This window comes from Enterobacter sp. MEB024, from assembly GCF_030209635.1.
In the GTDB taxonomy this organism is placed as follows: domain Bacteria; phylum Pseudomonadota; class Gammaproteobacteria; order Enterobacterales; family Enterobacteriaceae; genus Enterobacter; species Enterobacter ludwigii.
The window spans coordinates 1-23,233 of the sequence record NZ_JARVRQ010000003.1 but is presented as its reverse complement, the minus strand read 5'-3'; the positions used below and the strand labels follow the sequence as shown (position 1 = coordinate 23,233).

Here is a 23,233-nt window from a genome sequence, read left to right as displayed (position 1 = left end):
TCGCGCAGGGATTAAAAAAGGTGAGCATGGCTCACCTTTTTTCTTTATTCCGGGTCGATATCTTTATTCCGAGTCGATATCTTTTAATTCGTTCTCGATTGCTTTCGCGTTCGGATTCTCTTCCGGCTTCAGCTTGCCGCCATTGGCAATAAAGTCGTGATTCTGAAAGTAAGCTTCGCGGACCATAATATACGGGTCAGAAGACTGACGCAGCAGACCGTCCGAATCAAGCAGTTGCGCACGCGTCTCGATCCCTTCCACCGTCCATTTCCCTACCGACAGCGGCCAGGTCAGCCACGACAGAACCGGATACAGCGTATCCACCATGTCGCCGCCGTCATCACGTACGGTGAAACTGCCGTAGAATGGCAGATGAACATACGGACCATAACCCACGCCATAATGCCCCATCGTACTGCCGAAACGGTGCGGCTGCTCACGCTGAAGTTTCGGGTTCGCCATACCGGCAACATCGATGAAGCCCCCCATCCCCAGCAATGAGTTCAGGAAGAAGCGGGTAAAGTGCACCATACCCTGATACGGATCGCCCTGCAGGAAGTAGTTCACCATCACCGCAGGTTCTTCCAGGTTACTGGTGAAGTTACTCAACCCGTTACGCGCAGGTTGTGGAACATAATCACGCCATGCAACTGCCACCGGGCGAACCACATACGGGTCCAGCACGTTGTAGTTGAAGCTGTACATTGAGCGGTTAAATCCTTCGAGAGGATCGGAGCGTCCCGTTTGCTCTCCAGAGCTGGCGCAGCCCACAAGCATCGTCGCGCCCAGCGCAAGCGCCGACAGCCGAAGTTTCATAAATATCTCCCTGTTCAGTATGGCTATCGTTGATTGCCATCCGTAACGGAGCATGGGTTGCTCCGCCTGTAAACGTGCAAGTGATTGTAACAGCACGTTTACCAATGTCTACGAGCACAATTACGGGCAGTAACCACCGTCACTCTGATCTCAGCATAGCCTGGCTTTTGGAATTCGTTTCGCTGGCAATTTTATAATGTCTTTTAATGAGATGTATCGCCTTTGTTGCCATTGCCGCCAATTTAAGAGCATCCCCACGGGCATTTCATTAAAAGCCGCTACGCTTTATAGAAAGATCATCGTGTTGGAGTGGCTATGAAAGAAGTGGGCGAAGAAAAAATTGGCGAGAGTAATGAGGAAATTGAAATTGAAAGCGAGGAAAAAGAGCGCGGTGAGGAGATAGAAATCAATGAAGATCGCCTTCCTTCCCGTGCGATGGCGATCCATGAACATATCCGACAGGATGGCGAAAAAGAGATGGAGCGTGATGCCATGGCTCTGTTTTGGTCGGCCATCGCGGCAGGCTTGTCGATGGGCGCCTCACTCCTCGCCAAGGGCATATTTCATGTGCAACTGGAAGGGGTACCCGGTGGATTTTTACTTGAAAATCTCGGCTACACCTTTGGCTTTGTGATTGTCATTATGGCGCGCCAGCAGCTGTTTACTGAAAACACCGTTACTGCCGTTCTCCCGGTGATGCAAAACCCTACCCTCGGTAATTTCGGTTTACTGATGCGTTTATGGAGCGTGGTGCTGCTGGGGAATATCATCGGTACAGGCGTGGCGGCATGGGCATTTGAATATATGCCGATATTCGATGAGCCCACCCGGGATGCCTTCGTGAAAATCGGTATGGACGTAATGAAAAACACGCCGTTCGAAATGTTCTCGAATGCCATTATCTCCGGCTGGATAATCGCGACCATGGTGTGGATGTTTCCTTCCGCGGGCAGCGCCAAAATTGTCGTGATCATATTAATGACCTGGCTGATAGCGCTGGCTGACACCACGCACATCGTGGTCGGAACCGTTGAAATCCTCTATCTGGTCTTTAATGGTACGCTTCACTGGAGCGATTTTTTCTGGCCGTTCGCCCTGCCGACGCTGGCAGGCAATATCTGCGGCGGAACGTTTATCTTCGCACTGTTAAGCCATGCGCAAATCCGTAACGACATGTCTAATAAGCGCAAGGCCGAACAGAAAGCGCGGGAAAACGATGATAAATCTGCAAAAAAATCGACCTGAATGGTGACTCTTTGAGCAGTCAGGCGGCGATGAGCTTAACGCAAAGTGTAAATGAGGCTATACTCGTGCCGCCTTGTCCCCTTAGTTAAATGGATATAACGAGCCCCTCCTAAGGGCTAGTTGCAGGTTCGATTCCTGCAGGGGACACCATGCTCTCATCGGCGCGCCGATACACCGGCACAAGGCGAGTCGTTCCGGTAAGATTATCAAATACCTGTTTTTCCGCTGTGGTAATTCTCATTCCGGCCTTTCTCAGACGCGACACCTCAGCAGCAATCCGCTGGATCCCAAACCAGAACAGCGCATCGAGTGCGGTTACCTCCAGACCACTTAACAGAGCACGCTTCAGACGTTCCGTGGGGGGCTTAATTTCTTTGGCTATCTGCAAAAAAGGTTCCGCGGTCAATTGTGTCGCTTCCGTTCGCCGTATACGTGTGGACAGATGATATTGAAAAACGTCAGGTACATCGCTCAAATCGGACTTCACGCTCCAGACACAGCCAAACCGTTTCCCGTTAAAAATGGCATTCTTCTGGCTGAGCTGCAGTTCATCACGCAACCCGGCAATTAACTGAGGTGTCCGCACGAGCAGCAGGCGGAAAGGCAGCTCAAAGCTGGTAACGTAATCGACATTGGTCAGGGCAATACGCAGACGCGCCTCGGCCCCGGCCTGGATCGCCTTGCACTCGTTTAAAACGTCGGCCCACTGACGGGTAAGACGCGGAGGTTCATTCGCCTCGGTAAATCTGTATTTTTCAATCTGATAATCGATTTGCTCTGTCACCCGCTTTTCCCTGTCAGTCACGTTTTAGCCGCTCAAGAGAATTTAGCAGCACAGGTTATTATGCTCCAGAGGTGATGTGCAGTGATTGAACCCTCATTTATACGGGTTATGGTATTCCGTATTACAATTCCACTGCTTTACTCCACAGGCCCTCTTCTCTTTAGGCAACCACCATGAAACAAATCACGCTCTCCGATTTGAAGCAACAAAGTGAAGCGGCGGCTAACGCCCCGCGTTTACGCGCACATCGTAACTTTCATCCTGAACTGAGCGACCCGGTTCAGCGGCTGGCCATCGCGATGGAACCTGGCACCTATGTTCGCCCTCATCGTCATCCGCATACCTTTGAGCTGTTACTTCCCCTTCGCGGGCGTTTTGTCGTGCTGAATTTTGACGACCAGGGCGTCGTCACCCGTCGCGTCGTATTAGGTGAAGCGTGTATAGCGCTGGAGATGGAGGCAGGAACCTGGCATGCCGTGCTGTCACTGGATCACGGCGGCGTTATTTTTGAAGTTAAACACGGTGGCTATCAACCGGTGGCTGATGAGGATTTCGTTACCTGGGCCCCCGCCGAGGGAGAGCCCGGTACAGCCGCGCTGATGGCATGGTATAAACAGGTACAGCCTGGCGATGCGGCCTGGAAAGCATAACGACTGCTTTCAAAATATCCAAACAGATGCCGTCGCGCATCTGTTCTGGTTTATAAAAACAGAAAAATCAAAGACCTTTCGAATTGCCGCTTTTTTAATCAAGAACGAGTAATAGCACATACCGTATAAAGGGTGCTACATTATACCGCCCACCCAACGTCAGCAATGGCCAGGCAACGCCGTAAAGATCGGTAAAGCCTGCAACCATGACCTTGTACTACGGTCTAACAGGTACGTGGTTACGCAATGCGTGACTTTCACCGACTTTATATAGGTTCCCATTATTTTGTCACAATCCAAATTCAAACGCGCATTTCTGCACCCGCGTTACTGGTTCACATGGTTTGGTCTTGGCGTGCTCTGGTTACTGGTTCAGCTTCCTTATCCCGTAATCCGCATTCTGGGCTCCAGGCTTGGCAGCGCATCGCGCCACTTCCTTAAACGTCGTGAGTCTATTGCGCGTAAAAATCTCGAACTTTGCTTTCCACAGTACAATGCGGAACAGCGCGAAAAACTGATTGCTGAAAACTTTAAATCTATCGGCATGGCTCTGCTTGAAACCGGTATGGCATGGTTCTGGTCTGATGAACGTGTTCGTAAATGGTTTGATGTGGAAGGCCTGGATAACCTGAAACGTGCCCAGTTGCAAAACCGCGGCGTGATGGTGGTCGGCGTTCACTTTATGTCTCTGGAACTGGGGGGGCGCGTCATGGGGCTTTGCCAGCCGATGATGGCAACCTACCGTCCGCACAACAGCGCCGTGATGGAATGGGTGCAGACACGTGGTCGTATGCGCTCGAATAAGGCGATGATCAGCCGTAACAACCTGCGCGGCATGGTTGGCGCACTGAAAAAAGGTGAGGCCGTCTGGTTCGCACCGGACCAGGATTATGGGCGTAAAGGCAGTAGCTTCGCTCCGTTCTTTGCGGTGAAAGATGTCGCCACGACCAATGGTACCTTTGTGATTTCACGTCTTTCCGGTGCATCCATGTTGACCGTCACGATGGTCAGAAAAGCGGATAAATCAGGCTATCGCCTGCATATCTCCCCTGAGATGGCTAACTATCCGGAAAACGAAGGCGAAGCCGCTACGTTCATCAATAAAGTTATCGAAATGGAAATCATGCGTGCGCCCGAGCAATATCTCTGGATGCATCGCCGATTCAAAACACGCCCTCTTGGCGAAGCCTCGCTGTATATCTAAATTCCAGAAGGTTAGTTTCGTTAAGAAACTAACCTTTTCAATGACCTGTAATCACGCTGTGTACTGTCTTTCTTTGCGTCGCTCAAAGTGAATTTATTGCGTTCTGAAATCAAACTGTCGCCGTTCCACGACACCCGTAAGTAACGGAAATTATTTAAAAAAATCCCTCTTGTCACCCCCCATTTTTAGGCGTACATTAGCGCCGTCTGGCAACAGGAAAGCACAGAATTCTGAGCGGGAGTCGGCGGTATTACGGGAAAAATCTTATTTCCGCTATAAGCCAACTTCAGCTCTCTATAATCAGGTGGACTCTGTTTTTAAATGCGTACCACAAGATACGCGGAGCGATGAAACGTGAAATATTTCTTTATGGGCATTTCGGTGATTGTTTTAGTCTGGGCCGGAACGTTTGCCCTGATGATCTAGTGAAGAACATGCAGTCAAAAAAACAGGAGCCGATGGCTCCTGTTTTTTTATGTCATGATGACGCGTGAGGTTCGGTGACGCTTTTCGATGAGAGAAGTCCGTCGGCGCGGAACATACTCTTGATGCCCCTCACCGCCTGGCGGATGCGGTCACTGTTTTCAATCAGAGCGAATCGCACATGGGTGTCGCCATAATCACCAAAGCCAATGCCCGGCGAGACACATACCTTCGCGTCCTGCAGCAGCTTTTTGGCAAACTCCAGCGATCCCATTGCCGCATACGGCTCCGGAATTTTAGCCCAGACGTACATGGACGCTTTCGGCATGTCCACCATCCAGCCCGCTTCATGCAACCCTTTGACCAGCACATCACGGCGACGCTTATACTGCGCAGCAATCTCATGCACACACTGCTGATCGCCTTCAAGTGCTGCAATAGCCGCGACCTGAAGCGGGGTAAAGGTACCGTAGTCGTGATAACTCTTGATGCGCGCCAGGGCATTCACCAGCGTCTTGTTGCCCACCATAAAGCCGATGCGCCAGCCAGCCATGTTGTAGCTTTTCGACAGCGTAAAGAACTCAACCGCCACATCGCGTGCGCCAGGAACCTGCATAATCGAAGGGGCTTTCCAGCCGTCATAGACAATATCGGCATAGGCTAAATCATGCACCACCAGCACGTCGTAACGTTTAGCCAGAGCGACCACTTTTTCAAAGAAATCGAGCTCTACGCACTGCGCCGTCGGGTTCGACGGAAAACCGAGGATCATCATCTTAGGTTTCGGATAGCTTTCGCGAATCGCACGTTCCAGTTCGTTAAAGAAATCGACCCCTTCCACAAGTGGTACGGAGCGAACCTGCGCTCCGGCAATCACTGCGCCATAGATGTGAATCGGGTAGCTCGGATTGGGCACCAGTACGGTATCACCATGATCCAGAGTCGCCAGCATCAGGTGCGCCAGACCCTCTTTTGAGCCGATGGTGACAATCGCCTCGCTTTCAGGGTCGATATCGACCTGGTAGCGATCCTGATACCAGCGAGAAATTGCACGACGTAATCGAGGAATACCGCGAGAGGTGGAGTAGCCGTGCGTATCCGGACGCTGAGCAACCGTACATAACTTCTCAACAATATGCGGCGGTGTTGGGCCGTCAGGGTTACCCATGCTGAAATCAATAATGTCTTCGCCGCGCCGACGCGCAGCCATTTTCAGTTCAGCAGTGATGTTGAATACATAAGGGGGGAGACGATCGATACGCGTAAAACGGCGTTCAGGACTGAATTCAGCCATAGATTCCTCAGATTAACGTTAGCGCCCGGACCGTCCGAGCGACGCTGCCACCGATGTGGCATGTTTAGAAAATAACCTGAAAAAAATCATGCTGTCGAGAGGGAAATGAAAAAAAAGAGTGCGCGCTAAAATCGGAACCCTGCTGCATTGAAAAGCGGAAGCGTCCGAAGTGACAGCCTCTTTCTGATATCTGTTGTGTAACACGATGATATCAAAACCGTTACCTGCTCAGGCGTTATCACAAAAAAATCGGGAGACTTCAGCCCTCTCCTGACAATCCCCTTTGCAAAACAGGGGTTTTCCCCATTTGATAAACCTGACGGATAGCTGGTCAATACGCGCCAGGTTTTTTATCATGGTTCTTTCCCGTTTTCCCTGGTCTACTCGTGCACGAAATATTCAATATGCTGCTGGCAGTTTTTGACCGTGCGGCATTAATGCTGATTTGCCTGTTTTTCCTCATCCGCATTCGCCTGTTCCGCGAGCTTTTGCACAAGTCTGCGCACTCGCCAAAAGAGCTGCTGGCCGTCACCGCGATCTTCTCGCTGTTCGCGTTGTTCAGCACCTGGTCCGGCGTGCCGGTCGAGGGATCGCTGGTTAACGTGCGTATCATTGCCGTCATGTCCGGCGGGATTTTGTTTGGCCCGTGGGTCGGCGTCATCACCGGACTGATTGCCGGTACGCACCGTTACCTGATTGATATCGGTGGCGTGACGGCAATTCCCTGTTTTATTACCAGTATTATTGCCGGGATACTGTCAGGATGGATTAACCGCAAGATCCCGAAAAAGCAGCGCTGGCGCGCCGGGATCATCGCCGGCATGGTGTGCGAAACGCTGACCATGATCCTGGTGGTGGTGTGGGCCCCCACTATCGCACTGGGGCTGGATATCGTTTCGAAAATCGGTATTCCCATGATCCTCGGCAGCGTCTGCATCGGTTTTATCGTGCTGCTGGTACAAAGCGTTGAGGGAGAAAAAGAGGCCAGTGCCGCGCGTCAGGCCAAGCTTGCGCTGGATATCGCCAACAAAACGCTGCCACTCTTCCGCCATGTGAACGCGGAGTCATTACGTCAGGTCTGCGATATTATCCGCCGCGATATTCATGCCGATGCGGTCGCCATTACCAATAACGACCACGTACTGGCTTATGTCGGCGTCGGGGAACACAATTACCGCGATAATGACGATACCATTAGCCCCACCACCCGACAGGCGATCCACTACGGTAAAATCATCATTAAGAACAATGATGAAGCTCACCGAACGCCGGAAATCCACTCCATGCTGGTGATTCCGCTGTGGGAAAAAGGAGTGGTAACGGGCACGCTAAAAATCTACTACTGCCACGCGCACCAGATCACCTCCACGCTTCAGGAGATGGCCATCGGCCTGTCGCAAATTATCTCTACCCAGCTGGAAGTTTCCCGTGCAGAACAGCTGCGCGAGATGGCAAATAAGGCAGAACTGCGCGCGCTTCAGAGCAAAATCAATCCTCATTTTCTGTTTAACGCGCTGAACGCCATCTCGTCCTCCATCCGGATGAATCCGGACACCGCGCGTCAGCTTATATTCAATCTGTCGCGCTACCTGCGCTACAACATTGAACTGAACGATGACGAGCAGATCGACATCAAAAAAGAGCTGTATCAGATCAAGGACTATATCGCGATTGAGCAGGCCCGTTTTGGTGACAAGCTCACGGTGATTTACGATATCGATGAAGAGGTCAACTGTGTGATCCCAAGCCTGCTGATCCAGCCGCTGGTGGAAAACGCGATTGTTCACGGCATTCAGCCGTGTAAAGGTAAAGGCGTGGTCACCATCAGCGTAACCGAAAGCGGTAACCGCGTGCGCATTGCCGTGCGCGATACCGGCCACGGTATTGATCCAAAAGTCATTGAGCGCGTGGAGTCTAACGAAATGCCGGGCAATAAAATTGGACTGCTGAACGTGCACCATCGGGTCAAGCTGTTGTTCGGCGACGGACTGCACATTCACCGTCTCGAACCCGGCACCGAAATTGCTTTTTACGTCCCGAATGAACGCTCCCCCGTTCATGCGGCGACATCACTGTTGCCATAGGCCGGAGTAATCAATGAAAGTCATCATCGTGGAAGATGAAATTCTGGCTCAACAGGAGCTGAGCTGGCTTATCAAAACGCACAGCCAGATGGAGATTGTGGGTACCTTTGAGGATGGTCTGGACGTGCTCAAGTTCTTGCAGCATAACCGGGTCGACGCCATTTTTCTGGATATCAACATTCCATCACTGGACGGTGTATTACTGGCGCAAAATATTAATCAGTTTGCTCATAAGCCGTTTATTGTTTTCGTCACCGCCTGGAAAGAGCACGCTGTAGAAGCCTTCGAACTGGAAGCGTTTGACTATATTCTGAAGCCTTACCAGGAATCGCGTATTGTCAGCATGCTGCGAAAGCTGGAAGCCGCATGGCAACAACAGACCACGCCTGCTAACGCAAGCCCGGCGATACGTGAAAACGACACCATAAACCTGGTCAAGGATGAACGCATCATCGTGACGCCTATCGACGATATCTACTATGCCGAAGCGCACGAGAAGATGACGTTTGTCTATACACGGCGTGAATCGTACGTGATGGCAATGAACATCACCGAGTTTTGCAACAAACTGCCGGCGGCGCACTTTTTCCGCTGTCACCGTTCGTTTTGCGTCAATCTAAACAAGATCCGCGAGATCGAACCGTGGTTTAACAACACCTATATTTTGCGTCTGAAGGATCTTGATTTTCAGGTCCCGGTGAGTCGCAGCAAGGTGAAAGAGTTCCGCCAGCTGATGCATCTGTAAAAATCCCCTCTCCCGCAGGAGAGGGATAGTCGTCAGAGGATTTGACCCAGTACCTGACGCAGGTGCGCGCCCGAGCCAAGCAGGCCTGGATTATCGTGCACAATCAGGTACACAGGGATGTCCTGCACATAGCTTCTGAAGCGACCTTTGTCTTCAAACGCACCGCGGAAGCCTGAGGCTGTAAAGAAGTCGAGGAAACGCGGTACGATCCCGCCCGCGATATAGACTCCCCCGAAGGTGCCCAGCGTCAGCGCCAGGTTGCCGCCAAACCGTCCCATGATCACACAGAACAGCGACAGCGCACGGCGACAGTCGATGCAGCTGTCCGCCAGCGCGCGCTCGGTCACATCTTTTGGCTGCAGATTCTCCGGCAGACGGCCGTCTGATTTTACAATCGCCCGGTACAGATTCACCAGACCCGGACCGGAAAGCACGCGCTCGGCGGAGACATGGCCGATTTCAGCGCGCAGCTCTTCGAGGATAATGCCCTCTTCTTCGCTGTTGGGCGCAAAGTCCACGTGACCGCCCTCACCCGGCAGGCTTACCCAGCGCTGGTCGACGTGGACCAGATGTGAAACGCCAAGACCGGTACCGGCACCGTAGACCGCAATCGGCTTACCTTCTACTGGCGCTGTACCGCCAAATTGAATCAGATGCTCTGGCTTCAGCATCGGGATCGCCATGGACACGGCAGTAAAGTCATTGATGATTTCAAGATGCGCAAAACCAAGGTTTTTTTTCATCTCAGCGATGGAAAATGCCCAGACATGGTTGGTCATCGCCACCCAGTCACCGGTAATCGGGCAGGCAATGGCGATACATCCGTCTTCGATGCTCACCTGTTGCTCTTCAAGATAGACCCGAACAACGGCCTCAAGACTTGGATAATCCAGCCCTGAATAGGTTTTCGCCCGGGAAATTTCACCGCTATTTACATCGCATAGGGCAAGGCGAGCATTCGTGCCGCCCACATCGCCTACCAAAGCATACTTTGTCATTCTTCTACTGCTCCGCTAAAGTCAGAATAAATCTTTGGGACACTGTAAGTTCAAGGCGTGATAACAACAACGACCGGAAGGTGAATGCCCGTGGATTATCGATCTTCGTCACAGAATAACTTTACCGTTTCAGCACCTTTTGCACTATTGCCATAAAGCTGATTGTGCAAAGTAACGTAATAGCGTTTTGTACAAGGAAATCATCATGCTCCATCCGCGAGCCAGAACCATGCTCTTACTGGCAATACCGGCGCTGATCATTGGCGTTGCCTCAAGTCTGGTGCTCATTGTCGTGATGAAAGTCGCGTCGGTGTTGCAGGCGATGTTATGGACGGCGCTTCCTGCACAACTGGGCGTCAGCGTGGATTCGCCGGGATGGATCATGTTGATGCTGACGCTCACCGGCGTTGCGGTGGGTCTGGTGATCCGCTTTAGCCCCGGGCACGCCGGGCCGGATCCGGCGCTTGAACCACTGATCGGTGCGCCCGTTCCCCCCTCGGCGCTGCCGGGGCTGATTATCGCGTTGATCCTGGGTCTGGCGGGCGGTGTCAGCCTGGGTCCTGAACACCCCATCATGGCGGTAAACATTGGTATGGCGGTCTTTCTCGGTTCGCGCATTTTACCCCGTGTCGGTGCGCTGGACTGGACCATCCTCGCCTCTGCAGGCACCATCGGGGCGCTTTTCGGCACGCCCGTTGCCGCCGCCCTTATTTTTTCTCAGACGCTTACCAGCAATAACGACGTCCCGCTCTGGGATAAACTCTTTGCGCCGCTGATGGCCGCTGCGGCTGGTGCGCTCACGACCAGTCTGTTTTTCCATCCTCATTTCTCACTCTCTCTGCCCCACTACGGCCAGATGCATATTGCCGATATTTTCAGCGGTGCCATCGTCGTCGCGATCGCCATTGCACTCGGGATGATTGCGGTATGGTGCCTTCCGCGCCTGCACCGTCTGATGCACCGGCTGAAGCACCCGGTGCTGATTCTGGGGGCGGGTGGTCTGATGCTGGGCGTATTAGGGGCTATCGGCGGAACGGTAACGCTGTTTAAAGGCCTTGATGAAATGCAGCAGTTGGCTTTCAGCCAGGTGTTCAGCGTGTCTGATTACCTGCTGTTTGCGCTGGTTAAACTGGCGGCGCTGGTGGTAGCTGCAGCATGTGGGTTCCGCGGTGGGCGTATCTTCCCGGCGGTGTTTATCGGCGTGGCGTTGGGGCTGATGCTGCATGAACATGTGGATGCGGTGCCGGCAGCGATAACGGTCTCTTGCTCAATTCTGGGGCTGGTGCTGGTGGTGACGCGCGATGCGTGGCTGAGCCTGTTTATGGCGGCGGTAGTGGTGCCGGATTCAACGCTCTTCCCCCTGCTCTGTATCGTGATGTTGCCCGCCTGGCTCCTGCTGGCGGGCAAACCGATGATGATGGCCTGGCGAAACGACAAGTAATCAGGCGTTATTACGCGCTTCCAGAGCCTTGGTAAGCGCCCCGAGCAGCGGCGGGATATCCGCTTTCGGGAGCATCACCTCAATCAACGAGAGCCGCTCGTGGTGCGCCACTTTTTCAAGTACGTCCGCCAGCTGTTCCGCTTCACTGACCCGCCAGCACTCAGACTGAGGATCGAGGCTCAACGCCTGCGGAATGTGCGTCCAGTTCCACAAAGCAATGTCGTTATACCGCTGCTCCGCCCCGTGGATAGCCCTCTCAACCGTGTAACCTTCGTTGTTGAGCACCAGAATAATGGGGTGCTGTTTATCACGCAGCATCGAGCCTAGTTCCTGAATGGTGAGCTGGGCCGCGCCATCCCCCGTCAGCACAATCACGCGCCGGTTCGGGCATGCGGTTTGTGCACCAAACGCCGCCGCCAGCGTGTAACCAATCGAGCCCCACAGCGGCTGGACGATAAAGTTAACATCAGCCGGTAAACGCAGATCAATCGCGCCGAAGGCCGATGTTCCCTGGTCGGCAAGGATAATGTCCCCCGGGCGAATAAAGGTTTGCAACGTTCTCCAGAAATTCTCCTGGGTAAGCGAACCGTCCGGCTGCGGGAACGGTATTGCGCCGGATGATGACGACATAAGGCCAGCATGCACGTGCTGTTTGCAGAGTTCGACCAGCGTCTCAATCGCCTGGTTCATTGGGATGCCGGTAAACCAGACATCCCCGACGCGTGCGGCATGCGGCTGGACTTCAATGGTTTGCGCCGGGGTAAGCTGGTGCGTGAACCCGGCCGTCAGGGTATCGGTAAAACGCGTGCCAACACACAATACCGTGTCAGCCCCTTCAATCGCCTCTTTTACCGCACCGGTGCTGGCTGAACCACTGTATGTACCGTAAAAACCCGCCTGACGCTCGTCGAATATCCCTTTCCCCATCAGCATGGTGGCATGCGCCATCGGTACCTCTTTCACCCACTTCTGTAGCGCATGCTTCAGGCCATGGCGCAGAACAAGGAAGTCAGCCAGCAGCGCGGTACGTTTGCTCATCGCCAGTTTGTTCTCAGCAGCATCCCGGAACGCTTTCAGGCAGGCGCTATCGGCATGAGCCTGCTTATGAGTGAGAGCGTTTACAGGCGGCGTGGCGGCTTTTTTTGCCACATCGGCGGGTAACATCAGATAACCGGGGCGACGTTCCCGAAGCATGGTTGTCAGCACACGGTCGATTTCATAACAGGCATTTTGTTCGGTAAGGACCGCCTGTGCGACGGTGATCGGCTCGCTCATATGATAAAAGTGACGGAACTCCCCATCCCCCAACGTATGATGCAGCAACTCTCCCCTTTGCTGTGCCGCCGTACCCGGCGCCCCCACAATATGTAAAACCGGGACATGCTCGGCATAGCTGCCGGCAATGCCGTTCATGGCACTTAACTCCCCAACGCCGAATGTGGTCAGCAGCGCGGCAAAGCCCTTACATCGGGCGTATCCGTCAGCGGCATAGGATGCGTTCAGCTCATTGGCACAGCCCACCCAACAAATATCCGGGCTGTCTATTACGTGGTCGAGAAACTGCAGGTTATAGTCGCCCGGCACGCCAAACAGATGATCGGCACCACAATCTGTAAGACGGTCCAGCAGGTAATCGGCGACGCAGTATGGGGTTCGCATAACAGGTGTCCTTCTGACGTTGACCTCACTTTGAGTATTAAAGAAGCGTGATGGCTGTCCAGAATTGGTCGTAAGAAGGGCATGGAAAGAATGCTTTACAAAAAAGGCTGCGCTATGCTCTTTTTTTTTCACGTTAATGTAAACGTATACACTGATTTTTCCTTTCAGCACCAGAGGGCATCAGAATGAGTTACCAGCCGGACAAAAATCGTTATCAGACAATGCAGTATCGCCGCTGCGGGCAAAGCGGACTCAGGTTGCCCGCCATCTCACTCGGGTTGTGGCACAATTTTGGCGACGCCACGCTTGTCGAAAACAGCCGTCAACTTTTACAACGCGCGTTCGATCTGGGTATTACGCATTTCGACCTTGCCAATAATTACGGTCCTCCTCCCGGCTCAGCCGAACGTAACTTCGGTCGCATTTTGCAGGAAGATTTCCTGCCATGGCGCGACGAGCTGATCATCTCGACCAAAGCGGGTTATACCATGTGGGATGGCCCCTACGGCGACTGGGGGTCACGCAAATATCTGGTTGCCAGCCTGGATCAAAGCCTGAAGCGTATGGGGCTGGAATATGTGGATATCTTTTATCATCACCGTCCTGACCCACAAACGCCACTGCTGGAAACCATGAAAGCGCTTGACCATGTGGTGCGCCAGGGAAAAGCCCTTTACGTCGGGTTATCAAATTACCCTGCAGAACAGGCCCGTAAGGCTATCGATATCCTGAACGACCTTGGGACGCCGTGTCTGATCCACCAGCCGAAATATTCGATGTTTGAACGTGCGCCAGAGGAAGGCCTGCTGGACGTGCTGCAGGAAAAAGGCGTCGGCTGCATTCCCTTCTCGCCGCTGGCAGGGGGACAGCTGACTAACCGCTACCTGAACGGTATTCCTGCAGACTCGCGTGCGGCAAGCGGCAGTAAGTTCCTTAACCCCGATCAGATCACCGAAGAGAAGCTGGAGAAGGTTCGTCAACTGAACGCGCTGGCGGAAAACCGCGGCCAGAAACTGTCACAGATGGCGCTGGCGTGGATTTTACGCCACGAGTCGGTAACGTCAGTGCTGATTGGGGCCAGTAAAACTGCCCAGATTGACGATGCCGTGGCAATGCTGGAAAACCGCCATTTCTCGGCGGAAGAACTGGCAATCATTGATGGGATCCTGAACAGCTCAAAATAAAATCACTTTTAGCAAAAAGTGCTCTCATTCATGAATTAGGAGTTGAGGCGATGAAACGAGCCTTTACCAACTCGTAATATTGCGTTAACAGGCCCCACAAAGGCCCCGATCGTGAAGGAGAAAGAGTATGTTCAGGTCACTGATTCTTGCAGCGGTATTACTGGCTTCGGCCCCGCTGATCGCCACTGCGGGCGAAATCACCCTGTTGCCATCAGTTAAATTACAAATTGGCGATCGTGACGACTACGGCAGATACTGGGACGGTGGCTACTGGCGCGACCGTGATTACTGGAACCGTCACTATGAGTGGCGTGGCGACCGCTGGCGCAGACATGATAATGGCCTGCATCGCGGCTGGTACAAAAACAACGCCTATGAGCGTGGTTACCGTGAAGGCTGGAACGATCGTGACGACCGCCGCGGTGGCTGGGGTCACGGTGGCAGAGGACACGGTGGTCACGGCCATCATCACTAATGCGTCATCAGTAATGCAAAAAGGAGCCTCCCGGCTCCTTTTTCTTTGGTTCAACGCGATGCTATAACCCCAGAGCAGTGCCGACCAGGAGCCACAGGTTCAACGACACCACTACCGCCACAATGACCCAACCGGTTCGTTTCACCAGCGCGCTGTTCACCAGTTCGCCCATCAGGCTTTTGTCACTGGTAAAGATCAGCAGCGGCACCAGTGCAAGCGCGATACCAAAACTCAGCAGTACCTGGCTCATGACCAGAATTCTCGTGGGATCCAGCCCCATCAGAATCACAACAAAGGAGGGCAGCATAGTCACGGAGCGACGAACCCAAAGCGGAATGTGGAAACGGACAAAGCCCTGCATCACCACCTGCCCTGCCAGCGTCCCCACAACCGTTGACGAGAGACCGGCCGCCACCAGGCTCAGCCCGAATATCGTGGCAGCAGCGTGGCTCAGTAACGGCTCCAGCGTAAGGTATGCCTGGTCGAGATCGGCAATACCGGTGTGACCGTTAAAATGGAAAGCGGCGGCAGCGGTCGCCATCATCGCCAGGTTCACAAAACCGGCAATGGTCATGGCGATCGCCACATCCCATTTCGTCGCAGAGTAACGCTCTTTGCGCGTCCCGCCGTGCAGGTGCTGAGTCAGCGAGGAATGCAGGTAAATGACATGCGGCATGATGGTTGCGCCCAGCACACCGGCGGCCAGGAATACCGCTTCAGAGGTTGGCAGGCTCGGGATAATCATCCCTTTGCTGAGCTGTGCCAGATTCGGCTGAGAGAAAATCAGCTCGACGATATAGGCCGCCGCCACAAACAGCAGCAGCCCACCGATAACTTTTTCCAGCGGTTTTTGACCGCGACGCTGCAGCATCAGGATCAGGAAAGTGGCAATCCCGGTGAGCACCGCGCCCTGAAGCAGCGAGACGCCGAGGATCAATTTAAAACCAATCGCGGCCCCGATGAATTCGGCGAGGTCGGTTGCCATGGCGATAATTTCCGCCTGAACCCAGTAAAGCCATACCGCCGGACGCGGATAGTGATCGCGAATTTGTTCAGCCAGGTTTTTGCCCGTGGCAATCCCCAGCTTCGCGGACAGCATCTGAATCAACATGGCCATCAGGTTAGCCCACACGACCACCCAGAGCAGCTTATAGCCGAAGCTGGCCCCGGCCTGAATATTGGTCGCAAAGTTACCTGGATCGATATAGCCGATGGCAGCAATGAACGCAGGTCCCATTAACGCGAACCGCAACTTGCGCGCTGCTCTGCCACTGCTACCCTCTACGCGACTGTTTGTCATTTCTGCCTCTGGAAATATAGCCTTTGCTATGTTTAATGCTATCAAAATGAGAATGATTATCAAGATCATTTAGTGAGTTTATAGTGATTTCTCTGATAGCTTTGAACAATAGACGGGCGGGTAAGGTGGGGCGATCTAACAAAACCTGCAATCGCGCACGCTTTTGTGAAGACTAGCACACAAACTTAACTTTTCACTCATTTACCTAACATAACAAAAATGTATTGTGGATCACTAATTTTGAGACTCGTCACAGGATGTAACTATAGTGTGTCCTTGATCTCGTTTTCTTTTCGCTTGTTACATAGAATGTGCACGAAAATTAAACCTGCCTCATATTTGGAGCAAATATGGACCGCGTCCTTCATTTTGTCCTGGCACTCGTTGTCGTTACTGCGCTTGCGTTACTGGTCAGCCATGACCGTAAAAAAATCCGCATCCGCTTTGTTGTTCAGCTTCTCGTTATTGAAGTTTTGCTCGCGTGGTTCTTCCTGAACTCCAACGTGGGGCTTGGCTTCGTAAAAGGCTTCTCCGAAATGTTCGAAAAACTGCTCGGATTCGCCAACGAAGGGACGAACTTTGTCTTCGGTAAAATGAACGACGAAGGTCTGGCGTTCTTCTTCCTGAAGGTACTGTGCCCTATCGTCTTCATCTCTGCGCTGATCGGTATTCTGCAACACATTCGTGTGCTGCCTGTCGTCATCCGCGCCATTGGTACCGTACTCTCCAAAGTTAACGGCATGGGTAAACTGGAATCGTTCAACGCCGTCAGCTCCCTGATCCTGGGTCAGTCTGAGAACTTCATCGCCTATAAAGACATCCTCGGTAAGATGTCCCGCAACCGCATGTACACCATGGCAGCCACCGCAATGTCTACCGTCTCCATGTCTATCGTGGGTGCGTATATGACGATGCTGGAACCTAAATACGTGGTTGCCGCGCTGGTCTTGAACATGTTCAGTACCTTTATCGTTCTCTCTCTGATCAACCCGTACCGTGTTGACGAAGGCGAAGAGAACCTGCAGATGGCAAATCTGCATGAAGGTCAGAGCTTCTTCGAAATGCTGGGTGAGTACATTCTGGCTGGTTTCAAAGTGGCGATTATCGTTGCGGCGATGCTGATCGGCTTTATTGCCCTGATTTCTGCTCTGAACGCCCTGTTCGCAGCGGTTCTGGGTATCTCCTTCCAGGGCATTCTGGGCTACATTTTCTACCCGGTTGCCTGGGTGATGGGTGTTCCTGCACATGAAGCGCTGCAGGTAGGCAGTATCATGGCGACCAAACTGGTCTCTAACGAATTCGTTGCGATGATGGATCTGCAGAAAATTGCCAGCACGCTCTCTCCACGCGCGGAAGGCATCCTGTCCGTGTTCCTGGTCTCCTTCGCTAACTTCTCTTCCATCGGTATTATCGCCGGTGCGATTAAAGGTCTGAATGAAGAACAGGGTAACGTGGTTTCTCGCTTCGGTCTGAAGCTGGTTTACGGTTCTACGCTGGTGAGCGTACTGTCTGCCTCTATTGCGGCACTGGTACTGTAACACCTGCAGCGAAATAAAAACCGGGAGCTCAGCTCCCGGTTTTTTTATGTCCGTAATTCATTAAGCGGTTTGGGTTTGCCAATCAGGTAACCCTGCAGATAGTCGACCCCGAAGTGAAGCAGCTTCTCCCGCTGTTCCGGCGTTTCAACATACTCGGCCACCACACTCAGTGATTTCGTCTTCGCCAGGTTGCAAATCGACTGCACGATCATCGCATCCATATCATCGGTACAGATATCTTTTACAAAGCACCCGTCAATTTTGATGATGTCCGCCTGCAGACGTCTGAGACGTTCGTAGTTGGCATATCCGGTGCCGAAATCATCAATCGCGATCCGGAAACCGCAGTCCCGCAACTGCTGAATGTTTTTGATACTGCTGCCCGAATTAGAGAAAGCCTGCTCTTCGGTGATCTCAATCACCACCGCCTGTGGTGCAACCCCATAGCGTTCAAAGAGCGAGCAAATCTTGATGGCCACCTCTTTTTGCATCAACGTCAGGGGCATCAGATTGACAGAAAAACGCACTCCGGCATGCGTCGCTGGATGATCGCGCAGCCACACCAGTAATTTTTCCATCACGCACATGTCGAAGCGGTGGCTCAGGTTAAACTGGGCTATCAGGGGTATAAAGCGGTCTGGGGTGATGATCTCGCCCTCGCTTTCCATGCGCGTCAGTATTTCGTAATACCCGCTACCATCTGCCTTCTGGATTGGCTGGGCGTATAAATGAAATTGTCCGGCATCCAGAGCATATTTAATGCGCGCTAACATCAAAACCCGCTCGGTTGTTTGTCCTGATGCCACCTCGAGGCTATTGGTGAGCGCCAGTACATTATGTGCTCCGCAAGATTGCTCAGCCAGCCAGCTGAGCTGCCCCAGCGAATGGTGTAACTTCTCACCGTTTTCAACCATTCCCCAGGAAGCGCCAAATTCAATATCCAGCCCGGTGTTGTTCCAGACAATCTTACGGCTGTTCAGCTGATCGACCATATGCTGCAGGCGCTCAGCGGTTCCCGGCCCCAGCAATACCAGCACCAGTTCGCTGCCCGGGAGCTGGAAAAGCCGCTCATCTTTTTGCAAAAATGGCTGCAGCGAGGTGGTCACCATCCGTTTGCAATGCACCCGCATAAGAATGCCGTAGTGACGACTCAAGAACTCGAGGTTGTCCATTCGCAGACAGCACACTTTGGCATCAGGGTGGTCCTGCAGAAAATCTTCCAGTGCACGAATGTTCGGTAAACCGGTCAGCGGATCGGTTAGCGCCCTGTCCTGCCAGTCCTGCTTCAGCCACTCGCTGCGCTGATAAATCCGCGACATGTAGAGCAAGCAGATGGCGAAAGAGATAAGGACAGACAAAATAAAGGAGAGCGAATGGCCTGACTCCACGCCATTGAGGAAATTATAGTTATAGGTCAACAGCAGAAGTGCGGATGCCGCCCAGAAAAGAGAAATGAGCGCGTAGCTCAGGCGACTGATCCCTAACGTAAAGAGAATAAAAATCACTGGCATTAAATAGCCCGCAATAATAGGTGACTCAAAAGGAGCACATAAAATTGCGAGGATGACGATTAAAAGCATCAGCCAGACTAATATATATAGCGATTTCTTTTGAAAAAACACGGGCTTCACACTGCGTCGCCAGAAGGTGATGGCATAACGTGGATTAATTATCATTCTTAACGGGTAATAGAACATCATGGTAAATATCAACGCCGCGCAGATCAGACTTTGTATATCGACTACGTTATAAATTGCGGTACCTTCACCGAAGAAGGTTGAGATAGTAACCGGGAAATGGAACAAATAGCCTGCCAGGTACATCGACACTTTTATGCCTATCGGTACCATAAAGCCGAGCCAAAATATCCGTAACCCAATATGCTTGTTCGGCACGCAGTAGCGCCAGCGCTTGCCCAGTATGATCCTGAGGATGCCGCACCCCGCAAACACCGAGAACGTCTGACAGAACAATAAAACTGAATATTGTAGCGGTGCTAAATCAATGCTGAATATATTAGTGATAGTAAAACTTAACAGAACAGGAATAACCGCCCGACGCCCAAATACTAGAATAACCGCCAGCATTACGCTTAAAGGCAGCCATGCTAAATATACGTCATGACCATTAACAACAGCGCGCGGAGAGATATAACGGGAGAATGGCACCGCAACCAGGCAAAGTGCCAGGGCAGTTATAAATATCTTTACATTATTGTAAGTTTTTCTATTCATTAAGTTAGATAATCTATTTTCCATTCGTATCATTGACCGGATGGATAATAGGTTTATTAATTGCGCGAATCAAGTTGAAGTCTATTTATAGACCGCTTTATTGATTTTGATTGAGGTGAGGTACAAAAATACCTCTATTTCAGCAACAAATTAGGGTGAAGAGTTTTACAAAAGCATAAAAAAAACCCCCGTCTTTCGACGAGGGTTCAAATTTTGGTGGAGCTAAGCGGGATCGAACCGCTGACCTCTTGCATGCCATGCAAGCGCTCTCCCAGCTGAGCTATAGCCCCACATGTTGACTTTACTGACCGCACTCTGTTGGGTTCAGAGTGTGGTGGAGCTAAGCGGGATCGAACCGCTGACCTCTTGCATGCCATGCAAGCGCTCTCCCAGCTGAGCTATAGCCCCATCGTAAAGCTGTCATGTTGACGGGCGGCATAATATGAATTCCGCTGCGGAGTGTCAACGGCAAAATCAATGACGGCGGTTCAATCGCCGAAAAATCATGCAAATGAATCACTTTGCGAGTCTGCTCGCAGTCATGAGTTAAGCCTGTCACATTTTCCTCTAAAACGGTGCTATAAAATGAGCCGTTAATTAACCCCACGAATATTCAGGAAATTGCATGATCAAGGAACGAATGACGCCAGAAGAGTTAGCCCTGCTCACTGGCTATAGCCGCCAGACCATCAATAAATGGGTACGCAAAGAGGGTTGGATTACATCGCCAAAACCAGGAGTCCAGGGCGGCAAAGCGCGTCTGGTGCACGTTAATGAAAAAGTGCGTGAGTTTATCCGCAGCGCACGCCGGGCAAGTGAAACGGCTGAGATACCAGAAAGTGCCAGCCATGATGGCTCGCTTCACTCCCTGCTCCTGACGCTGGCAAATGAAATGACGCCGGAAGAGCAAAGGCAGATGACATCACTGTTACTGCGGGAAGGGATTACCGGATTGTTGCAACGTTTAGGGATACGCGACCAGAACTGATATGAAAAGATTCCGTAGCAAAATGACCACCGAAGAGCTGGCAGAAAATTTGGGTGTTGCACGGCAAACGGTGAACCGCTGGATACGCCAGCAGGGATGGAAAACCGAGGGCGTCAATGGGGTGAAAGGCGGACGTGCACGGCTGATTCACATTGATGCCCGCGTGAAGGAGCACATCATGAGCCTCCCGGCTGTCCGTAACCGTCAGGCGGTGTACCATCTGGCGGAGGTGACATCGTTGTACAGTGACCCCTCCTCGACTCTGCGTCCTGGGATCATCGAGACGCTGGAGAATATGACGCACCTTGAGCAGGAGCGTCTGGATGCCTTACTAAAGCGTGAAGGGATACGCGGCTTTCTTGCACGTCTCGGCATTGCTGAATTTAATGCATAAAAAAACGGCAGGTCTCCCTGCCGTTTTTCATGGTTCAGGCGTTATTACTGCTGGTTTTCGCGCTCAGTAATAAAATCCAGCGCCTTGTTAATGCGCGCTACGCTGCGTGATTTACCAATGGCATGAACGGTAACATCAAGTGCCGGAGACTGACCCGCACCGGTGACTGCCACACGCAGTGGCATACCCACTTTGCCCATACCAACTTCCAGCTCATCTGCCGTCGCCTGAATGGCATGATGCACATTCTCGGCAGTCCAGTCAGTCATCGCCGCCAGTTTGTCACGCACCACTTCGAGTGGCTGACGCGCAACCGGACGCAGGTGCTTCTTCGCCGCGTCCGCGTCGAACTCGTCAAACTCTTCATAGAAGTAGCGGCAGCTTTCAGCGATCTCTTTCAGCGTTTTGCAACGCTCGCCGAGCAGTTTCACCAGTTCCGCCAGTTCAGGGCCAGTACGAGTATCAATATTTGCCTGCTCGATGTGCCACTGCAGGTATGTCGCCACATATTCCGGCTGCATGGTATTGATGTAGTGGTGGTTCAGCCAGAGCAGTTTATCAGTGTTAAACGCGCTCGCAGATTTGCTCACCGCGCCCAGAGAGAACAGATTGATCATCTCTTCACGGCTAAAGATCTCCTGATCGCCGCTCGACCAGCCCAGACGCACCAGATAGTTCAGAAGCGCTTCCGGCAGATAGCCGTCGTCGCGATACTGCATGACGCTGACTGCACCGTGGCGTTTAGACAGTTTTTTGCCGTCGTCGCCATTGATCATGGACACGTGCGCATAGACCGGAACAGGGGCGTTCAGCGCTTTCAGGATGTTGATTTGACGTGGGGTGTTGTTGATATGGTCTTCGCCACGGATAACATGCGTGATTTCCATATCCCAGTCGTCAACCACAACGCAGAAGTTATAGGTTGGGGAACCGTCGGTGCGGCGGATGATCAGATCGTCCAGCTCCTGGTTGCTGAATTCGATCGGGCCACGGATCTGGTCGTCAAAAATTACCGAGCCGTCCTGCGGGTTAGCAAAACGCACCACGCACGGTTCATCAGCAGCATGCTCGCTATGGTCATGGCGGCAGCGGCCGTCATAACGCGGTTTTTCACCCTTCGCCATCTGATCTTCACGCAGCGCATCAAGGCGTTCTTTGGAGCAATAGCATTTATACGCCGTACCCGCGACCAGCATCTCATCAATCACGGCGTTGTAGCGGTCAAAACGTTTGGTCTGGAAATACGGGCCTTCGTCCCACTCCAGATTGAGCCAGTTCATACCATCCATAATGGCTTCAATTGCTTCCGGCGTGGAGCGCTCGAGATCGGTGTCTTCAATACGCAGTACGAACTCACCTTTGTTGTGGCGTGCAAAAAGCCAGGAATAGAGAGCGGTACGTGCACCACCGACGTGCAGATAGCCTGTCGGGCTCGGCGCGAAGCGAGTTTTGATTTTCATGAAATGGCCTTACGTTATAAAGATGCCGGCAATCGGCAAATCCTGGGAAAAAAACAATGGGCAATATTCTATCACTGTGGGGGGATTCCTCAATGTTGATCCCTTTATCGTGAGGGAGTTTGCGATTTTTGTTTAGAAATCATGCGTCATCGCCCGTTTCGCGATCGTTTTGTTTAATTTTACGACGAACGAATAAAAACTTTAGAAAATGCGTTGACTCATTTTCAACTCTCCCTATAATGCGACTCCACACAGCGGGGGTGATTAGCTCAGTTGGTAGAGCATCTCCTTTACACGGAGGGGGTCGGCGGTTCGAG

20 protein-coding genes and 3 tRNA genes are annotated in these 23,233 nt (G+C 52.4%); 13 read left to right on the top strand and 10 right to left on the bottom strand.

Going from position 1 to position 23,233, the window contains the following annotated elements:
* Positions 1 to 63: 63 nt before the first annotated feature.
* Entirely contained in the window at positions 64 to 816 is a 753-nt protein-coding gene (mlaA, locus tag QRN24_RS06370) for a phospholipid-binding lipoprotein MlaA (RefSeq protein WP_020883108.1), read from the bottom strand.
* A 315-nt stretch (positions 817 to 1,131) separates the two neighbouring features.
* Between mlaA and QRN24_RS06365 the strand changes: the two genes are divergently transcribed.
* Both QRN24_RS06365 and QRN24_RS06360 read left to right on the top strand, forming a co-directional pair.
* Positions 1,132 to 2,061: a formate/nitrite transporter family protein gene (locus tag QRN24_RS06365; RefSeq protein ID WP_020883107.1), complete on the top strand. Its 930-nt coding sequence runs from the start codon at positions 1,132 to 1,134 to the stop codon at positions 2,059 to 2,061.
* A 75-nt stretch (positions 2,062 to 2,136) separates the two neighbouring features.
* Positions 2,137 to 2,211, top strand: a tRNA-Arg gene (locus QRN24_RS06360).
* On the opposite strand, the gene QRN24_RS06355 is transcribed toward QRN24_RS06360, so the two are convergent.
* Complete coding sequence (locus QRN24_RS06355; RefSeq protein WP_284942633.1) at positions 2,171 to 2,845, bottom strand: ECs1377 family protein; 675 nt, start codon at positions 2,843 to 2,845, stop codon at positions 2,171 to 2,173. The two genes, QRN24_RS06360 and QRN24_RS06355, sit on opposite strands and share 41 nt — an antisense overlap.
* Before the next feature lie 173 nt (positions 2,846 to 3,018).
* On the opposite strand from QRN24_RS06355, the gene QRN24_RS06350 reads away from it, so the two are divergent.
* The 3 genes from QRN24_RS06350 (at position 3,019) to ypdK (ending at position 5,125) form a co-directional block, all read left to right on the top strand.
* Entirely contained in the window at positions 3,019 to 3,495 is a 477-nt protein-coding gene (locus QRN24_RS06350) for a WbuC family cupin fold metalloprotein (protein WP_284942514.1), read from the top strand.
* Positions 3,496 to 3,778: 283 nt separating this feature from the next.
* Positions 3,779 to 4,699: a kdo(2)-lipid IV(A) palmitoleoyltransferase gene (gene lpxP, locus QRN24_RS06345; protein ID WP_025203512.1), complete on the top strand. Its 921-nt coding sequence runs from the start codon at positions 3,779 to 3,781 to the stop codon at positions 4,697 to 4,699.
* Between the two features lie 354 nt (positions 4,700 to 5,053).
* Complete coding sequence (ypdK, locus tag QRN24_RS06340; protein WP_099458937.1) at positions 5,054 to 5,125, top strand: membrane protein YpdK; 72 nt, start codon at positions 5,054 to 5,056, stop codon at positions 5,123 to 5,125.
* A gap of 52 nt (positions 5,126 to 5,177) precedes the next feature.
* Here ypdK and alaC read toward each other — a convergent pair whose 3' ends face one another.
* A complete protein-coding gene (gene alaC / locus QRN24_RS06335; protein WP_014171059.1) occupies positions 5,178 to 6,416 on the bottom strand; it encodes an alanine transaminase in 1,239 nt (412 codons plus the stop codon).
* A gap of 386 nt (positions 6,417 to 6,802) precedes the next feature.
* On the opposite strand from alaC, the gene QRN24_RS06330 reads away from it, so the two are divergent.
* Both QRN24_RS06330 and QRN24_RS06325 read left to right on the top strand, forming a co-directional pair.
* Positions 6,803 to 8,500 carry a sensor histidine kinase gene (locus QRN24_RS06330; protein ID WP_284942512.1) on the top strand — a complete coding sequence of 566 codons (1,698 nt, stop codon included), beginning with the start codon at positions 6,803 to 6,805 and terminating at the stop codon, positions 8,498 to 8,500.
* 13 nt (positions 8,501 to 8,513) lie between these two features.
* A complete protein-coding gene (locus QRN24_RS06325) occupies positions 8,514 to 9,245 on the top strand; it encodes a LytR/AlgR family response regulator transcription factor (protein WP_284942511.1) in 732 nt (243 codons plus the stop codon).
* Positions 9,246 to 9,277: 32 nt separating this feature from the next.
* Here the strand turns inward: QRN24_RS06325 and glk are convergent, their stop codons facing one another.
* Positions 9,278 to 10,243: a glucokinase gene (gene glk / locus QRN24_RS06320; RefSeq protein WP_020883102.1), complete on the bottom strand. Its 966-nt coding sequence runs from the start codon at positions 10,241 to 10,243 to the stop codon at positions 9,278 to 9,280.
* Between the two features lie 205 nt (positions 10,244 to 10,448).
* Between glk and QRN24_RS06315 the strand changes: the two genes are divergently transcribed.
* A complete protein-coding gene (locus QRN24_RS06315) occupies positions 10,449 to 11,684 on the top strand; it encodes an ion channel protein (RefSeq protein WP_020883101.1) in 1,236 nt (411 codons plus the stop codon).
* On the opposite strand, the gene ipdC is transcribed toward QRN24_RS06315, so the two are convergent.
* Positions 11,685 to 13,343 (bottom strand): indolepyruvate decarboxylase, encoded by a 1,659-nt coding sequence (ipdC, locus tag QRN24_RS06310; RefSeq protein WP_040018082.1) that lies wholly within the window; start codon positions 13,341 to 13,343, stop codon positions 11,685 to 11,687.
* 185 nt (positions 13,344 to 13,528) lie between these two features.
* Between ipdC and mgrA the strand changes: the two genes are divergently transcribed.
* Positions 13,529 to 14,527 (top strand): L-glyceraldehyde 3-phosphate reductase, encoded by a 999-nt coding sequence (gene mgrA, locus QRN24_RS06305; protein ID WP_014171066.1) that lies wholly within the window; start codon positions 13,529 to 13,531, stop codon positions 14,525 to 14,527.
* 127 nt (positions 14,528 to 14,654) lie between these two features.
* Positions 14,655 to 15,002, top strand: coding sequence for a DUF2502 domain-containing protein (locus QRN24_RS06300; protein WP_014171067.1), 348 nt, complete (start codon positions 14,655 to 14,657; stop codon positions 15,000 to 15,002).
* A gap of 61 nt (positions 15,003 to 15,063) precedes the next feature.
* Here the strand turns inward: QRN24_RS06300 and QRN24_RS06295 are convergent, their stop codons facing one another.
* The gene (locus QRN24_RS06295; protein ID WP_163304557.1) at positions 15,064 to 16,302 is read right to left on the bottom strand and encodes an Nramp family divalent metal transporter; all 1,239 of its coding nucleotides are present in this window, start codon (positions 16,300 to 16,302) and stop codon (positions 15,064 to 15,066) included.
* A gap of 350 nt (positions 16,303 to 16,652) precedes the next feature.
* On the opposite strand from QRN24_RS06295, the gene QRN24_RS06290 reads away from it, so the two are divergent.
* Entirely contained in the window at positions 16,653 to 17,840 is a 1,188-nt protein-coding gene (locus QRN24_RS06290; RefSeq protein ID WP_014171069.1) for a NupC/NupG family nucleoside CNT transporter, read from the top strand.
* Between the two features lie 44 nt (positions 17,841 to 17,884).
* Here QRN24_RS06290 and QRN24_RS06285 read toward each other — a convergent pair whose 3' ends face one another.
* The 3 genes from QRN24_RS06285 to QRN24_RS06275 all read right to left on the bottom strand — a co-directional run bounded on the left by QRN24_RS06285 (position 17,885) and on the right by QRN24_RS06275 (position 20,482).
* Positions 17,885 to 20,074: a sensor domain-containing phosphodiesterase gene (locus QRN24_RS06285; RefSeq protein WP_284942510.1), complete on the bottom strand. Its 2,190-nt coding sequence runs from the start codon at positions 20,072 to 20,074 to the stop codon at positions 17,885 to 17,887.
* A gap of 214 nt (positions 20,075 to 20,288) precedes the next feature.
* Positions 20,289 to 20,364 (bottom strand) — tRNA-Ala (locus tag QRN24_RS06280).
* Between the two features lie 42 nt (positions 20,365 to 20,406).
* Positions 20,407 to 20,482, bottom strand: a tRNA-Ala gene (locus QRN24_RS06275).
* A 217-nt stretch (positions 20,483 to 20,699) separates the two neighbouring features.
* On the opposite strand from QRN24_RS06275, the gene QRN24_RS06270 reads away from it, so the two are divergent.
* Positions 20,700 to 21,062: a YfeC-like transcriptional regulator gene (locus QRN24_RS06270; protein ID WP_032680532.1), complete on the top strand. Its 363-nt coding sequence runs from the start codon at positions 20,700 to 20,702 to the stop codon at positions 21,060 to 21,062.
* A gap of 1 nt (position 21,063) precedes the next feature.
* Positions 21,064 to 21,456, top strand: coding sequence for a YfeC-like transcriptional regulator (locus tag QRN24_RS06265; RefSeq protein ID WP_014171073.1), 393 nt, complete (start codon positions 21,064 to 21,066; stop codon positions 21,454 to 21,456).
* Between the two features lie 44 nt (positions 21,457 to 21,500).
* On the opposite strand, the gene gltX is transcribed toward QRN24_RS06265, so the two are convergent.
* Positions 21,501 to 22,916, bottom strand: a complete 1,416-nt coding sequence (gene gltX / locus QRN24_RS06260; RefSeq protein ID WP_014171074.1) for a glutamate--tRNA ligase — start codon at positions 22,914 to 22,916, stop codon at positions 21,501 to 21,503.
* Positions 22,917 to 23,233: the final 317 nt, after the last annotated feature.

Bases quoted from the DNA above. Each gene is read 5' to 3' on its own strand.
- mlaA (WP_020883108.1), bottom strand. From the start codon at position 816: ATGAAACTTCGGCTGTCGGCGCTTGCGCTGGGCGCGACGATGCTTGTG.
- QRN24_RS06365 (WP_020883107.1), top strand. From the start codon at position 1,132: ATGAAAGAAGTGGGCGAAGAAAAAATTGGCGAGAGTAATGAGGAAATT.
- QRN24_RS06350 (WP_284942514.1), top strand. From the start codon at position 3,019: ATGAAACAAATCACGCTCTCCGATTTGAAGCAACAAAGTGAAGCGGCG.
- alaC (WP_014171059.1), bottom strand. From the start codon at position 6,416: ATGGCTGAATTCAGTCCTGAACGCCGTTTTACGCGTATCGATCGTCTC.
- QRN24_RS06325 (WP_284942511.1), top strand. From the start codon at position 8,514: ATGAAAGTCATCATCGTGGAAGATGAAATTCTGGCTCAACAGGAGCTG.
- glk (WP_020883102.1), bottom strand. From the start codon at position 10,243: ATGACAAAGTATGCTTTGGTAGGCGATGTGGGCGGCACGAATGCTCGC.
- QRN24_RS06315 (WP_020883101.1), top strand. From the start codon at position 10,449: ATGCTCCATCCGCGAGCCAGAACCATGCTCTTACTGGCAATACCGGCG.
- ipdC (WP_040018082.1), bottom strand. From the start codon at position 13,343: ATGCGAACCCCATACTGCGTCGCCGATTACCTGCTGGACCGTCTTACA.
- mgrA (WP_014171066.1), top strand. From the start codon at position 13,529: ATGAGTTACCAGCCGGACAAAAATCGTTATCAGACAATGCAGTATCGC.
- QRN24_RS06300 (WP_014171067.1), top strand. From the start codon at position 14,655: ATGTTCAGGTCACTGATTCTTGCAGCGGTATTACTGGCTTCGGCCCCG.
- QRN24_RS06295 (WP_163304557.1), bottom strand. From the start codon at position 16,302: ATGACAAACAGTCGCGTAGAGGGTAGCAGTGGCAGAGCAGCGCGCAAG.
- QRN24_RS06290 (WP_014171069.1), top strand. From the start codon at position 16,653: ATGGACCGCGTCCTTCATTTTGTCCTGGCACTCGTTGTCGTTACTGCG.
- QRN24_RS06285 (WP_284942510.1), bottom strand. From the start codon at position 20,074: ATGAATAGAAAAACTTACAATAATGTAAAGATATTTATAACTGCCCTG.
- QRN24_RS06270 (WP_032680532.1), top strand. From the start codon at position 20,700: ATGATCAAGGAACGAATGACGCCAGAAGAGTTAGCCCTGCTCACTGGC.
- QRN24_RS06265 (WP_014171073.1), top strand. From the start codon at position 21,064: ATGAAAAGATTCCGTAGCAAAATGACCACCGAAGAGCTGGCAGAAAAT.
- gltX (WP_014171074.1), bottom strand. From the start codon at position 22,916: ATGAAAATCAAAACTCGCTTCGCGCCGAGCCCGACAGGCTATCTGCAC.